This is a genomic window from Streptomyces sp. P13-3-3 (genome assembly GCF_050571355.1).
Taxonomy (GTDB): Bacteria; Actinomycetota; Actinomycetes; order Streptomycetales; family Streptomycetaceae; genus Streptomyces; species Streptomyces althioticus.
This window is the reverse complement of the sequence record NZ_CP192228.1, coordinates 1,603,373-1,616,709: the sequence shown is the minus strand read 5'-3', so window position 1 is coordinate 1,616,709 and position 13,337 is coordinate 1,603,373. Positions and strand designations below refer to the sequence as shown.

Sequence of the window (13,337 nt, the reverse complement as noted above, 5' to 3'; positions counted from 1 at the left end):
AGGCAGTGCCCTCATCTCCCCCGTACCGCCCGTGCCACCCGTGTCGCCGTCTCCGCGCGGGGTGTGCTGTCGGGTGGGGTGGGGCGGCGGGGGTGGACCGTGTTGGCGAGGAGGACGACGAAGGTGTCGGTGGCCCGGTCGAGGACCAGGGACGTGCCGGTGAAGCCGGAGTGGCCCGCCGCGCCGTGGCCCGCCAGGGCGCCCATGAAGTACGGCTGGTCGACGGCGAAACCGAGGCCAGGAGGGCGGAGCATGAGGTCCACGTGGTCCGGGCCGAGGACGCGGGCCGGGCCGTAGGAGCCGCCCGCCAGCAGGGTGCGGCAGAAGACCGCGAGGTCCCCCGCCGTGGAGAAGAGGCCGGCGTGGCCGGCGACCCCGCCCAGCGCCCAGGCGTTCTCGTCGTGCACCTCGCCCCGCAGCATCCCCCGGTCCGCCTTGGCCCAGGGCCGCCGCTGGTCCTCGGTCGCCGCCGCCGACGGGCACGGTCCGAAGCCGGTCGCGTCCATGCCGAGCGGCCGCGTGATGCCCTCGCGCACCAGGACGTCGAGGGCGCGGCCGGTGAGCCGCTCCAGGACGTGCTGGAGCAGCAGCATGTTGAGGTCGGAGTAGCAGTACGTGCCGGGTGCGGCGACCGGCCGTTCCGCGCGCAGCAGCGCCAGGCGTTCCGCGTCGTCGGCGCAGTCGTACAGGGGGAGTTCGGGGCGGAGCCCGGAGGTGTGGGTGAGCAGGTGGCGCACGGTGACGCCGTGCCGTACGGCGGCCGTGAAGTCCGGCAGGTACGTGCCGACGCGCGCGTCGAGCCCCAGCGTGCCCCGCTCGATCTGCTGCACCGCGGCCACCGCCGTGAACAGCTTGGTGACGGAGGCCAGGTCGAAGGGGGTGTCCACGGTCGCCGGCACCCGCTGCCCGGGCGGGAGGTCGACCGGCGCGTCCGCCTGCTCGTCGTAGCGGGCGTAGCGCACCGCCCAGCCCGCCGCCTCCTCCACCGCGACCACCGGACCGCGTCCGACGACGACCACCGCGCCCGCGGCCCAGGGGCGGCTCCCCTCGGTGCGGGCGCGGACCTCCCGGACCAGACGCCGCAGTTCGGCGGCGTCCAGCCCGGCGCGTTCCGGGGTGCCCCGGCGCAGTCGCGGGGTGCTCAGACGCCCCCGCCCTTCGTGCTCGTCCCGGTCTTCCACGGGCGGCACATTCCCAGGAAGCAGGCCGTCGCCACCAGGGCGGAGACCAACTGGACGACGGCCATCGGGACGGCGGTGTCCTCACCGGCGATGCCGACCAGCGGGGAGGCGATCGCGCCGATGAGGAAGGACGTCGTGCCGAGCAGGGCGGACGCGGAGCCGGCCGCGTGCCGGGCCCGCATCAGCGGGAGCGTCTGCGTGTTGGGCATGACGACACCCATGGACGACATCAGCACGAACAGCGCCGCGGCGACCGGCACCAGGCCCGTCTCGCCGAACACCCCCAGCGACATCAGCAGCAGCGCCGTCGCGGCGGCGACCACCACGGCGAGTCCCGCGCCGAGCGCCTTGTCCAGCCGGACCCGCCCGACCAGGATCTTCCCGTTGACCTGCCCCATGATCATCAGGCCGATCGAGTTCAGCCCGAACAGCAGGCTGAAGGTCTGCGGGGAGGCGCCGTAGATCTCCTGCATGACGAACGGGGAGGCGGCGACGTACGCGAAGAGGGAGGCGAAGGCGAAGCCGCCCGCGAGCATGTAGCCGGCGAAGACCCGGTCGGCGAGCAGCCGGCGCATCGGCGCGAGGGCCTCGCGGACGTTGCCGCCGTGCCGGTCGGCGGGGTCCAGCGTCTCGGGGAGCTTCGCCCACACGAGCGCCGTCAGCAGCACGCCGAGGACCGTGAGGACGACGAAGACGCCCCGCCAGTCCGTGAACCGCAGCACCTGACCCCCGATCAGCGGCGCCAGGATCGGCGCCATGCCGGAGATCAGCATGAGGGTCGAGAAGAAGCGGGCCAGGGCGACGCCGTCGTACAGGTCGCGGGCGACCGCCCGCGCGATGACGATGCCGGCCGCGCCCGCGAGGCCCTGCGCCAGCCGGCAGGCGACGAGGAGTTCGACGGTCGGCGCGAAGGCGCACAGCGCGGTGGCCACGACGTAGATGACGAGCCCGACGAGCAGCGGTCGGCGCCGGCCCCAGCGGTCGCTCATCGGGCCGACCACGAGCTGCCCGAGCGCCATGCCGGCCAGGCACGCGGTGAGGGTGAGCTGGACCGTCGCGGCGGGCGCGCTCAGCGACCGGGTGACCTCCGGCAGGGCCGGGAGATACATGTCCATCGCCAGCGGCGTCACGGCGGTGAGGCCGCCGAGGATGAAGGTGACGAGCAGACCGGCCCGGGACGCCCCGCCGCCGGTGCGCCGTCCCGGCGGAGCCGCCGCCGCGCCCGGAGGGGCCACCGCCTCGCCCGGAGGGGCCACCGCCTCCGCCCCCGCACCCGCACCCGTCCCGTTATGGGTCGATTTCGATATGGACGCCCCACCCTCGGGCATGTGCCCCTCCCTTTTCACGCCGTTGGCTCCCTATGCTCTCAGCTCGTACGGAGTGCTCGGCGTCGACGACGATGTCATGGGAGCGCTTCCATCGGCCATCGTCGACGATACGGCGAACGACACGATCAGGGTGGGACGGATGACAGAGCAGAAGGTGCGCTGGGGGATCCTGGCGACCGGCGGCATGGCCGCGACGTTCACGGCGGACCTGGTGGACATGCCCGACGCCGAGGTCGTCGCGGTGGCGTCCCGCTCGGTGGAGTCCGCGAAGACCTTCGCCGACCGGTTCGGCATACCGCGCGCCTACGGCGACTGGGAGGCGCTCGCGGCGGACGAAGACCTCGACGTCGTGTACGTCGCCACCCCGCACTCGGCGCACCGCGCGGCCGCCGGGATGATGCTGGAGGCCGGACAGCACGTGCTGTGCGAGAAGCCGTTCACGCTGAACTCGCGTGAGGCCGCCGAGCTGGTCGCGCTGGCGCGGGACGGCGGACGCTTCCTGATGGAGGCCATGTGGATGTACTGCCACCCCATGGTGCGCCGTCTCAAGGCGCTGGTCGCCGACGGCGCGATCGGTGAAGTGCGGCACGTGCAGGCGGACTTCGGTCTCGCCGGCCCGTTCCCGGCGACGCACCGGCTGCGTGACCCCGCGCTCGGCGGCGGCGCGCTGCTGGACCTCGGGGTGTACCCGGTGTCGTTCGCTCATCTGCTGCTCGGCGAGCCGTCGGACGTCGTCGCGCGGGCGACGCTCTCCGAGGAGGGCGTCGACCTCCAGACGGGGGCGCTGCTGTCCTGGGAGAACGGCGCCCTCGCCTCGGTGCACTGCTCCATCGTCGGCGGCACGGCCACCTCCGCCTCGGTCACCGGGTCCGAGGGGCGCATCGACATCCCGAACGGCTTCTTCTTCCCGGAGCGGTTCGTGCTGCACCGGGACGGCCGGGACGCCGAGGAGTTCGCCGCCGACCCGGCCGACGGGCCCCGGGAGAGCCTCAAGCACGAGGCGGCGGAGGTGATGCGCGCGCTGCGGGCCGGGGAGACGGAGTCACCGGTGGTCCCGCTGGACGGCACCCTCGCCGTGATGCGGACGCTCGACGCGATCCGGGACCGCGTCGGCGTCCGCTACCCGGCCGAGGAGGCGGACGGCACGGCGGTCACGCCGGCTTGAGCCCCGGCTCCCCCGCCTCCGTGACGAAGGAGGCGGCGGTGGTGAGCGGCGCGCCCTGCGTGGTGACGTGAGGCACCGTCTTGAAGTCGGCGCGTGCCTGCTCCCGGCCGAGGGTGACGGTCGTGTAGCCGCGCAGGCCGTTGTAGAACCGCATGTGCGGGTTGGCGGCGGTCAGGTCGCCCCAGTTGGCGGGTTTCTCCGACCCGTTGCCGCCGCTGGTGACGGAGGTGGTGACGATCTCGGTGCCCACGGTCTTCGAGCCGGGGTCGGAGAAGTCGCGCTTGATGTCGAAGCCGTAGTGGACGTGCACGTCGCCGGTGAGGACCATCAGGTTCTCGACGCCGGCGGCCTGCGCGCCGGCCAGGACGCGCTCGCGGGAGGCCGGGTAGCCGTCCCAGGAGTCCATGGAGACCTTGGCGGGCGGGGTGGGCCTGTCCAGCCGCTGGGAGAAGGTGACCTGCTGCGGCACGACGTTCCACACCGCGTCGGATCGCCGCCAGCCGTCGAGCAGCCAGCGCTCCTGGGCGGCGCCGGTGAGGGTGCGCGCGGGGTTCTCGGACTCGGGGCCCGGGTACTGCCAGCCGTCGCCGTAGGCCTGGTTGGAGCGGTACTGCCGGGTGTCGAGCACGTCGAACTGGGCGAGGCGGCCCCAGTGCAGCCGGCGGTACAGCTTCAGGTCGGGACCCTCGGGGAGCTGGGGCCGGCGCAGCGGCATGTTCTCCCAGTAGGCGCGGTAGGCGGCGGCCCGGCGCAGCAGGAACTCCTCCGGCGGGACGCTGTTCTCGGGGGTGTCACCGGCGTAGTTGTTCTCGGTCTCGTGGTCGTCCCAGGTGACGACGAAGGGGTGTGCGGCGTGCGCGGCCCTGAGGTCGGGGTCGGACTTGTAGAGGGCGTACCGCAGCCGGTAGTCCTCCAGGGTGACGGTCTCGTGGTTGAAGAGGCCGGAGGGCAGGGTGCCGGCCGGGTAGGCGCGGGCGCCGGCGACGTCGTTGACGGCGTACTCGTAGAGGTAGTCGCCGAGGTGGAGGACGACGTCGAGGTCCTCCTGGGCGAGGTGCCGGTAGGCGGTGTAGTAGCCCTGGTCGTAGCGCTGGCAGGAGACGATGCCGAAGGTGAGCGCGCCGGCGCGGCTGCGCGGGGCGGGCGCGGTGCGGGTGCGGCCGGCGGGGCTGACGAAGCGGCCGGCGCGGAACCGGTAGTGGTAGAGGCGGCCGGGGGCGAGCCCGCCCGCCTCGACGTGCACGGTGTGGTGGAACTCCGGGTGGGCGTCGGCCTTGCCGCGTCTGACGACGCTGCGGAACCGGGCGTCGAGGGCGATCTCCCACTCGACGGTCACACGGCGTGCGGGCAGCCCGCCGTCGGCCTGGTACGGGGCGGGCGCGAGGCGGGTCCACAGCAGCACCGAGTCGGGGTGCGGGTCACCGGAGGCGACGCCGAGGGTGAAGGGGTCGTCGGTGAGCCGCGCGGTGTCCAGTTCGGCGGCGGCCGCGGTGCCGGCGCCGGGCACGCCGACGGCGAAGGCGACCGCGGCGGCGGCGCCGGTGGCGGTCAGGAAGCGCCGGCGGCCGATGTGCCGGGCGGCGGCGCGGAGTTCAGGGCCGTGGGACGGGCGGGCGGCACGGGGTGTCGTGAGGTCCTGCGTCATGGGTCCTCCCCTGGCGGACGGGTGGGTGCGGGAGGAATTGCAGTGGCCGGGGACGACGCAGGGTTGACGCGTACACCGCATCCGGATGACGGTCGCATGAGGTCCGCATGGCGAACCCTCGCCTACGCTGCGGTGCCATGAACGCCAAGGAAACGGACGGACGGGACGGGCGGACCGGGGTCGCGGTGGTCACCGGGGCGGGCTCCGGCATCGGACGCGCGGTGACCCGTGAACTGCTGCGCGGCGGCTGGTCGGTGGTGCTGGCCGGGCGCCGGGCGGAGACGCTGGAGGAGACGGCACGGGCGGCCGGCGGGGAGACCCTGCTCGTGCCGACGGACGTGTCACGGCCGGCGGACGTGGAAGCGCTGTTCGCGGCGACCGTCGGGCGCTTCGGGCGGCTGGACCTGCTGTTCAACAACGCCGGTACGTCGGGACCCGGCGGGGTGCCGGTGGAGGAGCTGCCGTACGAGGCGTGGCGGCACGTGGTGGACACCAACCTCAACGGGGCGTTCCTGTGCGCGCAGGCGGCGTACCGGCAGATGAAGGGGCAGACACCGCAGGGCGGCCGGATCATCAACAACGGCTCGGTGTCGGCGCACGTCCCGCGCCCGCGGTCGGTCGCCTACACGGCCACGAAGCACGCGCTGACGGGCCTGACCAAGTCGCTCGCGCTGGACGGGCGTCCGTACCGGATCGCGGTGGGCCAGATCGACATCGGCAACGCGGCGACGGAGATGACGGAGCGCATGCGGGCGGGGGTGCCGCAGGCGAACGGGGAGATCGCGCCGGAGCCCGTGATGGACGTCGCGGACGTGGCGCGCACGGTGCGGCACATGGCGGAGCTGCCGCTGGAGGCGAACGTGCAGTTCGCGACGGTGCTGGCGACGGGGATGCCGTACGTGGGGCGGGGCTGAGGCGTCCCGCCCCGTCGGCGCGCCGCGATCCCCACATCCGGAATTAACACATCCGCCCCATTGCGGCCGGTGGAGAACCTATGCTCAACTTCTCTGCACCAAAGCTTCACAGTTGAGGCAGCGGTCTTCCGTCAGGCCACATCCAGGGGGGAGGCGGCAGCCGTTCCACACCGCCGGCTGGGGGTGGGCCCGCGCGGGACCGCGGGTGCACACCGGCGGGTGGAACGGCTGCCGCACGTCTTACGCGGCCCCTGCCTCCTGTCGCTGGAGGATGCGCTCCACCTCCGCCATCTGCTGCTCGGTCAACGGCCCCTCGGCGAGCGCGCCCGCGTTCTCCTCGGCCTGGGCGACGGAGCGGAAACCGGGGATGGGCACGGTGCGCGGGCTGCGCGCCCACAGCCAGGCCAGGGCACCCTGGGAGAGCGTGCGGCCGCCGCTGGTGAGGATGTCCCGCAGCGCGTCGACGCGGGCCAGCCACTCGGGGTCGGCGCCGCTGCCGTCCCCGAAGCCCCGCAGCCAGGCGGGCGGGCGACTGCGGATGTCCCCGGCCTCGAGCGGCCGGCCGCCGCGGTGCTTGCCGGTGAGCAGCCCCATGGCGAGAGGGCTGCGGTTGACGGACGCGAGGCCTGCCTTCTCGCAGAGCAGGAGCATCTCGGGTGCGTCGTCGAGGACGTTGAGCGCGTGCTGCACGGCGGCGCAGTGGGGCCCCTCGGCGAAGACGGCGGCGCGGGCGGGGTCGTCGGTGCTCCAGGCGTACGCCCGGATCAGCCCTTCCGCGACCAGTTCCTCGCAGGCGTCCCGCAGCACGGCCGCCCGGCCGGGATCGGCGTCGGCGAGGTGCAGCTGGTAGAGGTCGACGTGGTCGGTGCCGAGCCGGCGCAGGGAGGCGGTCAGGGCGCGGCGGAGGTGCTCCGGGGAGTCGTCGGTGCCGGAGGCGGTGCGGGTGCCGGGGTCGAAGAGGTTGCCCCACTTGGTGGCGACGACGACGTCGTCCCGCCGCGGGCCGAGCGCCCTGCCGAGGATCCGCTCGCTGTGCCCGGCGCCGTAGACGTCGGCGGTGTCGAAGAAGGTGACACCGAGGTCGAGTGCCCGGTGGACCGCCCGCACGGACTCCTCGTCGTCGACCTTCCCCCACCCGAGCGGCTGCCCGGCACCGTCCTGCCACTCCCCGCCGATGGCCCAGCACCCGAACCCGAGCGCGCTGACCTGGATACCGCTGCGTCCCAGTGTGCGTGTGAACTCCATACGGGGGACGGTAGGAGTTGGAGTGCGCGCGAAGACAAGGGGGCTGAGCCCTGTCACCATGTTGCGCGCACGGCCCGTTCGACGCTCTCGGGGCTCGCTTCCCCGGTGATCGTCACGTCGAAACTGTAGGAGTCGTCGCAGAGGATCAGTTCCTCCGCCGACGGGACCAGGCGTCGGTAGAAGACAGCGAAGCGGACTGCGAGGTGCAGCGGTCCTTCGAGGTAGAGGCACGTTCCGTCGACATGGGAGCAGCCTTCCAGGCGGTCCCCCGCCTCCTCGTACAGCCACGTCACGTCCCGCACCTCGTGTCCGGGGCCGTCGTCGCTGCTCACGAGCACCTCTGCGCCGGGCCAGTCCGACCGCAGGGCTCGTGCCAGCACGGACCGGTCGACGGACCGACCGCCCTTCCCTTCGAACACGGCGAGATACGTCATGGGGCCACCCTCTCGCGGAGCGACGACGTGGCGGAGCCCGGGAGTCGTATCCAGCTCCCGGGCTCCTGGGGATGCCACCCAATTCGCACGCCGGCGGCGCATGAGGACGGATCAGTCGTCATGCCGTCGTGTTCTTCCTTTGAACTACCGCGCCGGGAAGAGAGGCGCAGGCGAGAGTCGAACTCGCATCCGACGGCGTTCGTCCGTCCCCGTTCGGTCCGGCGATCGGCGGCGATGCTGAGACTGGAGCGAGAGTCTGAGATTGACCGCGGCCGCCTCTGCGACGACCGCTCTTCAGGCTGAACTTCAGTTTCAGCTTGCGCTCCTGGCGTGAACCGGTCCTCACCCGGCCCGCGCCCTGTAGCGCACCCCCGCGCTCGCACGCGGGGGCGATCGTGGATGCCACCTGTGGCCGCGCCGCGCGTCAGCCGAACAGGTAGCCGAACACCGCGTCGCCGACGCGCTGGTCGGTGACCTCGGTGCCGTTGGCCTCCTCGCGGGCGAACTTCACGGCCTGCTGGAGCTTTTCGACCCGCTCCAGCAGCTCGTTCACCCGCCGCGCCGGAAGGGCGCCGGAGAACTTCACGGTGGTCCAGTAACCGATCGGCACGTCCTCGTAGTACACCTCGACCTGCGCCGGGTGCTTCTCCGTGGCCTCCGCCTTGACGTGGTTGCGCGGCACCTTCTTGGTGCGGATCGTGCGCACCGGGTCCGTCTTCCACCAGTCCGTGGACGGGTCGAGGGACCAGGACTCCGCGGCGTCGAGCGTCGGCAGCTTCTTGACGAAGCCGTGCAGTTCGGCGAGCTGCTTCTCGAGGAAGAGCAGATAGCTGACGGGGACGTCGGCGACCAGCGTCCGCCCGTCGACCGTGACGTCCGCGCGGGCCAGGCAGTTGGCCCAGTCCTTCGTCGCGGTGACGTCGAACAGCCGCGTCAGCGAGGCGGACACCTCGCGCAGCACGTCCTCGGCCTGCGCCTGCACCCGCGTGGACTCGGGCGGCAGCTGCTCGCCCTCCTCGTCCTTCGGCTGGTACGTGCGCGAGATGCCGGCCAGCAGCGCCGGCTTCTGCACCTTGGCGTGCGCGGCGTTGATGTCCTGGAGCGACTTGCTCTTGACACCCTTCTCGACCGCGATGATCTGGTTCAGCTTGGTCACGGGCTCCCCCTTCGAACAGCAGGAACCTATCCCGCCGGTCCGAAGATCCGCATCTCTTTATTCACACCTCCGAGCAGCCGCCCCACGGTCCCAACCAGGGGCGATTTTCGGCCTGTTCAGCGTTCAAGCAGATCCGGTCAACGGGCGGTCTGTCGCTGCTGACAGATGATCAATAACCTTGTGCGGTACACGAAATACGATCGCAGGGAGCCCCATGTCCACCGCCCAGCAGGTGCCCGACATCCTCTCGCCCGAGTTCGCCGCCGACCCCTACCCGGCCTACCGCGTGATGCGGGAGACCGCGCCCCTCCTCTGGCACGAGGCGACCAAGAGCTACGTCATCTCGCGCTACGAGGACGTCGAGCGCGTCTTCAAGGACAAGGCCGGTGAGTTCACCACCGACAACTACGCCTGGCAGCTCGAGCCAGTGCACGGCAAGACGATCCTGCAGATGAGCGGCCGTGAGCACGCCGTGCGCCGCGCCCTGGTCGCCCCCGCCTTCCGCGGCAGCGACCTGGAGCAGAAGTTCCTGCCGGTCATCGAGCGCAACTCCCGTGAACTGATCGACGCCTTCCGCCACAAGGGCTCGGCCGACCTGGTCGACGACTTCGCGACCCGCTTCCCGGTCAACGTCATCGCCGACATGCTGGGCCTCGACAAGGCCGACCACCCCCGCTTCCACCGCTGGTACACCGCCGTCATCGCCTTCCTCGGCAACCTGGCGGGCGACCCCGAGGTGACGGCGGCCGGCGAGCGGACCCGTGTGGAGTTCGCCGAGTACATGCTGCCGATCATCCGCGAGCGCCGCGAGAACCCGGGCGACGACCTGCTGTCCGTGCTGTGCAGCGCTGAGGTCGACGGCGTGCGGATGAGCGACGAGGACATCAAGGCGTTCTGCAGCCTGCTGCTGGCCGCCGGCGGCGAGACCACCGACAAGGCCATCGCCGGCATCTTCGCGAACCTGCTCGCCCACCCCGACCAGCTCGCCGCCGTCCGCGCCGACCGCTCGCTGATACCCCGGGCCTTCGCCGAGACCCTGCGCCACACCCCGCCGGTCCACATGATCATGCGGCAGTCCGCGACGGAGGTCACCCTCAGCGGTGGCACCGTGCCCGCCGGCGCCACCGTCACCTGCCTGATAGGGGCCGCCAACCGGGACGAGCGCCGCTACGCCGACCCGGACCGGTTCGACATCTTCCGCGAGGACCTGACCACCACCACGGCCTTCTCCGCCGCCGCCGACCACCTGGCCTTCGCGCTCGGCCGGCACTTCTGCGTCGGCGCGCTGCTGGCCAAGGCGGAGGTGGAGATCGGTGTCGACCAGCTCCTCGACGCCATGCCGGACGTCCGCCTCGCCGACGACTTCCGCACGGTCGAGCAGGGTGTGTTCACCCGCGGCGTGCAGAGCCTCCCGGTCCGGTTCACGCCGGTCCAGGGCTGACCGACCTCCCCGGTCGCCCCTCCCCGGCGACCGGTCATCGACTCGCGCATGCGCCGCCCCCGCCCCGGCCGGGTCCCGTCCCGGCCGGTGCACCGCGGGGGCAGCGCCCGTCGTCGTACCGCCTGCCGCCCGGTGAGGGCTACTGCACCACCGGTGTGAACTGCACCGGCAGTTCCATCAGGCCCCGCATCCAGATCGACGGACGCCAGACCAGCTCCTCCGGCTCCACGGACAGCACCAGGTCCGGCAGCCGCTCCAGCAGCGTCTCGACCGCCGTGCGCGCCATCACGTCCGCCAGCAGCGGGGCCGGGTACGGGCAGCGGTGCTCGCCGTTGCTGAAGGACAGGTGCGCGGCGTTCTCCGCGCCGACGTGGCCCTCGGGCCAGATCTGCGGGTCGGTGTTGGCCGCGGCCAGACCCAGGACCAGGCAGTCGCCCTCCCTTATCTGCCGGCCCCCGAGCTGCACGTCCCGTACCGCCCAGCGCCCGATGAAATTCTGCGTCGGCGTGTCCAGCCACAGCACCTCGTTGAGCGCCTCGCCGACGCTGAGCCGGCCGCCCGAGACGTTCACGGCGAAGCGTTCGTCCGTCAGCAGCAGACGCAGCGTGTTGCAGACCCAGTTGGACGTGGGCTGCTCGCCCGCCGAGATCACGGAGATGAGGTCCTGGACGATCTCCTCGTCCGAGAGTCCCGCCGGGTGCATCACCATGCGCGAGGTGACGTCCGGGCCGGGCGCCATCCGCTTCTCCTTGACCAGCTGCCGCAGCCGCTCGCCCACCCGGTTGTAGCCGGCGACCGGGTCCTCGCCCTCCGCCGCGTCCAGGGAGATGCGCAGGTCGTCGACGAGCTGCCGGGTGTCGTCACCGGTCGCCGGCATCCCGCACAACTGCACGACGGCACGCATCAGCAGGGGGTGCACGTAGTCGGACATCAGCTCGACCTGGCCGCTGCCGGCGAACCCGCGGATGAGGTCGTCGGCGATCAGCAGGCACTCGTTGGCCAGCTCGAACTGGTCGACGCCCTCCAGCGCGTCGGTGATCACACCGGCCCGCCGCCGGTGTTCGTCGCCCTCGGCGAACAGCACCGACGGCTGGTAGCCGACGTACGGCAGCAGCGGCCAGTCCGACGGGATGTTCTCCCACTGGTTCCAGCGCCGGGAGTCCCGCGCGAACAGCTCGTCGTGGCTGGTCACGTAGGAGAGCTCGGTGTAGCCCAGCACCAGCCAGGCCGGGATGCCGCCGTCGAGCAGCACCGGTGCGACGGGGCCGTGCTCGCGGCGCATCGTGCGGTACAGCTCCGACGGCGTCTGCTGGAAGTCCAGTCCGGTCAGGCTCACCGCGCCGGCGTGCGCGGGGCACCCCGGGGGCGGTCCGTCGGCGGTGCGGGTCTGCTGCGCGAAGGGATCGGCCGGATCGGTCACGGTGTCGCCTCCTTGGCGGTGGCCAGGTCGTGGAGGTGGTTCACGAGGGTGATCAGCACGTCCTTGCCGGAGGCCCGGACCCGGGCGTCGCAGTCGACCATCGGCACGTGCGCGGGGAGGGCGAGCGCTTGGCGTATCTCGTCCAGGGAGTACCGGGCGTCGTCGTCGAACCGGTTGACGGCGACGACGAACGGCGTGCCGTGGTGCTCCAGCCGGTCGATGGCGTACCAGGAGTCGTCCATCCGGCGCGTGTCGACGAGGACGACGGCGCCCAGGGTGCCGGAGAACAGCCGGTCCCACAGGAACCAGAAGCGTTCCTGCCCGGGCGCGCCGAACAGGTACAGCACCATGCGGTCGTTGAGGCTGATCCGCCCGAAGTCGAAGGCCACGGTGGTGGTGTTCTTCCCGGTGAGCCCGTCGGTGTCGTCGACGCCCACGCCGGCCTGCGTCATCACCTCCTCGGTGTTCAGCGGCCGGATCTCGCTCACGGAGCGGACCAGGGTCGTCTTGCCCACGCCGAACCCGCCCACGACGACGATCTTCAGCCCCGTCTCCGCGGTGTCGCGGAGCGGTGTGCGGTGGGCGGGCAGCTCAGAGGTTGCGGAGTCCATGGAGAACCTCTTGGAGTAGGGCGGAATCGGGCAGGGAGGCGACGGACGCCGCCGCGCGCGGGTGGCGCGCGGTGATGTGCCCGGTGTCCAGCAGGTCACCGAGCAGGATGCGTACGACCGTGACCGGCAGCCCGAGTTCCGCGGCGATCTCGACCAGGGCGACGGGGTGTTCGCACAGCTCGAGGATCCGGGCGTGCTCCGACTGCATCCCCGGCGTCGGCGCGCTCTCGCTGACGATCAAGGTGACCAGGTCGAAGGACTCGTCCGCGCGGCTGCGTCCGCCGGTGACGGTGTAGAGCCGGTCCGGGTCACCCGTGTCGACGGGTTTGCGCGGGGTCACGAGGTACCGCTCCCCGCGGCCTCGGTTCGGGGTTCGGCGCGCAGGTGGTCGCCGATCTGCTCGACCAGCTCCATCATCTGGTGTCCGACCACGCCCGGGTCGGCGTCCTCACCGGCGACGACGGCGAGGTGCGCGCCCGCGCCGGCCTCCACGATGAAGAGCAGGCCGCCGTGGAACTCGGTCATCGACTGCCGTACGCCGCCGGTGCCGTCGCCGAACTCCATGGAGGCGCCCTGGGCGAGGGCCTGGATGCCGGAGCAGATGGCCGAGAGCTGGTCGGCGAGGTCGAGGGTCAGGTGCTCGCTCCAGCAGAGCTTGAGGCCGTCCCGGGAGAGGACCAGGGCGTGCCGTGCGCCGGGGGTCCGCTCCAGGAGACCCTGCAGGAGCCAGTTGAGGCTGTTGTCGGTGGTCGTGGTCTGCATGGTGGGTGTTGGGACGGTGGTGTCCGGACGTGCCG

At 72.2% G+C, this 13,337-nt stretch carries 13 protein-coding genes and 1 tRNA gene; 3 read left to right on the top strand and 11 right to left on the bottom strand.

The window, feature by feature from the left end; genetic code table 11:
• Window positions 1-11: 11 nt before the first annotated feature.
• Window positions 12-1,181, bottom strand: coding sequence for a serine hydrolase domain-containing protein (locus tag ACQZOG_RS07295; RefSeq protein WP_193454811.1), 1,170 nt, complete (start codon window positions 1,179-1,181; stop codon window positions 12-14).
• Window positions 1,142-2,509, bottom strand: coding sequence for a multidrug effflux MFS transporter (locus tag ACQZOG_RS07290; RefSeq protein ID WP_037639214.1), 1,368 nt, complete (start codon window positions 2,507-2,509; stop codon window positions 1,142-1,144). Before ACQZOG_RS07290 ends, ACQZOG_RS07295 begins: the two co-directional genes overlap by 40 nt.
• A 139-nt stretch (window positions 2,510-2,648) precedes the next feature.
• Between ACQZOG_RS07290 and ACQZOG_RS07285 the strand changes: the two genes are divergently transcribed.
• Window positions 2,649-3,674: a Gfo/Idh/MocA family protein gene (locus tag ACQZOG_RS07285; RefSeq protein WP_037639216.1), complete on the top strand. Its 1,026-nt coding sequence runs from the start codon at window positions 2,649-2,651 to the stop codon at window positions 3,672-3,674.
• Here the strand turns inward: ACQZOG_RS07285 and ACQZOG_RS07280 are convergent.
• On the bottom strand, window positions 3,661-5,319 hold the full coding sequence (locus tag ACQZOG_RS07280) for an alkaline phosphatase D family protein (RefSeq protein ID WP_037639218.1): 1,659 nt from the start codon (window positions 5,317-5,319) through the stop codon (window positions 3,661-3,663). The two genes, ACQZOG_RS07285 and ACQZOG_RS07280, sit on opposite strands and share 14 nt — an antisense overlap.
• A gap of 137 nt (window positions 5,320-5,456) precedes the next feature.
• Between ACQZOG_RS07280 and ACQZOG_RS07275 the strand changes: the two genes are divergently transcribed.
• The gene (locus ACQZOG_RS07275; protein WP_033272836.1) at window positions 5,457-6,233 is read left to right on the top strand and encodes an SDR family oxidoreductase; all 777 of its coding nucleotides are present in this window, start codon (window positions 5,457-5,459) and stop codon (window positions 6,231-6,233) included.
• Between the two features lie 240 nt (window positions 6,234-6,473).
• On the opposite strand, the gene ACQZOG_RS07270 is transcribed toward ACQZOG_RS07275, so the two are convergent.
• The 4 genes from ACQZOG_RS07270 to ACQZOG_RS07255 form a co-directional block, all read right to left on the bottom strand.
• Entirely contained in the window at window positions 6,474-7,478 is a 1,005-nt protein-coding gene (locus tag ACQZOG_RS07270) for an aldo/keto reductase (protein ID WP_261674944.1), read from the bottom strand.
• Window positions 7,479-7,531: 53 nt separating this feature from the next.
• On the bottom strand, window positions 7,532-7,912 hold the full coding sequence (locus ACQZOG_RS07265; protein ID WP_033272834.1) for a hypothetical protein: 381 nt from the start codon (window positions 7,910-7,912) through the stop codon (window positions 7,532-7,534).
• Window positions 7,913-8,074: 162 nt separating this feature from the next.
• Window positions 8,075-8,197: transfer RNA gene (locus ACQZOG_RS07260), tRNA-OTHER, on the bottom strand.
• A 139-nt stretch (window positions 8,198-8,336) separates the two neighbouring features.
• Window positions 8,337-9,068 carry a hypothetical protein gene (locus ACQZOG_RS07255; RefSeq protein ID WP_019522438.1) on the bottom strand — a complete coding sequence of 244 codons (732 nt, stop codon included), beginning with the start codon at window positions 9,066-9,068 and terminating at the stop codon, window positions 8,337-8,339.
• Between the two features lie 214 nt (window positions 9,069-9,282).
• On the opposite strand from ACQZOG_RS07255, the gene ACQZOG_RS07250 reads away from it, so the two are divergent.
• Complete coding sequence (locus tag ACQZOG_RS07250; RefSeq protein WP_033272832.1) at window positions 9,283-10,509, top strand: cytochrome P450; 1,227 nt, start codon at window positions 9,283-9,285, stop codon at window positions 10,507-10,509.
• Between the two features lie 139 nt (window positions 10,510-10,648).
• Here ACQZOG_RS07250 and ACQZOG_RS07245 read toward each other — a convergent pair whose 3' ends face one another.
• From ACQZOG_RS07245 to ACQZOG_RS07230, 4 genes are read right to left on the bottom strand one after another with little or no spacing between them, the layout of a single operon-like run.
• On the bottom strand, window positions 10,649-11,929 hold the full coding sequence (locus tag ACQZOG_RS07245; protein WP_033272831.1) for a cytochrome P450: 1,281 nt from the start codon (window positions 11,927-11,929) through the stop codon (window positions 10,649-10,651).
• Window positions 11,926-12,540 carry a GTP-binding protein gene (locus ACQZOG_RS07240; RefSeq protein ID WP_033272830.1) on the bottom strand — a complete coding sequence of 205 codons (615 nt, stop codon included), beginning with the start codon at window positions 12,538-12,540 and terminating at the stop codon, window positions 11,926-11,928. The genes ACQZOG_RS07245 and ACQZOG_RS07240 overlap by 4 nt, the downstream gene beginning before the upstream one ends.
• On the bottom strand, window positions 12,521-12,880 hold the full coding sequence (locus ACQZOG_RS07235; protein WP_033272829.1) for a DUF742 domain-containing protein: 360 nt from the start codon (window positions 12,878-12,880) through the stop codon (window positions 12,521-12,523). The genes ACQZOG_RS07240 and ACQZOG_RS07235 overlap by 20 nt, the downstream gene beginning before the upstream one ends.
• Window positions 12,877-13,302 carry a roadblock/LC7 domain-containing protein gene (locus tag ACQZOG_RS07230; RefSeq protein WP_033272828.1) on the bottom strand — a complete coding sequence of 142 codons (426 nt, stop codon included), beginning with the start codon at window positions 13,300-13,302 and terminating at the stop codon, window positions 12,877-12,879. The genes ACQZOG_RS07235 and ACQZOG_RS07230 overlap by 4 nt, the downstream gene beginning before the upstream one ends.
• Between the last annotated feature and the right edge of the window lie 35 nt (window positions 13,303-13,337).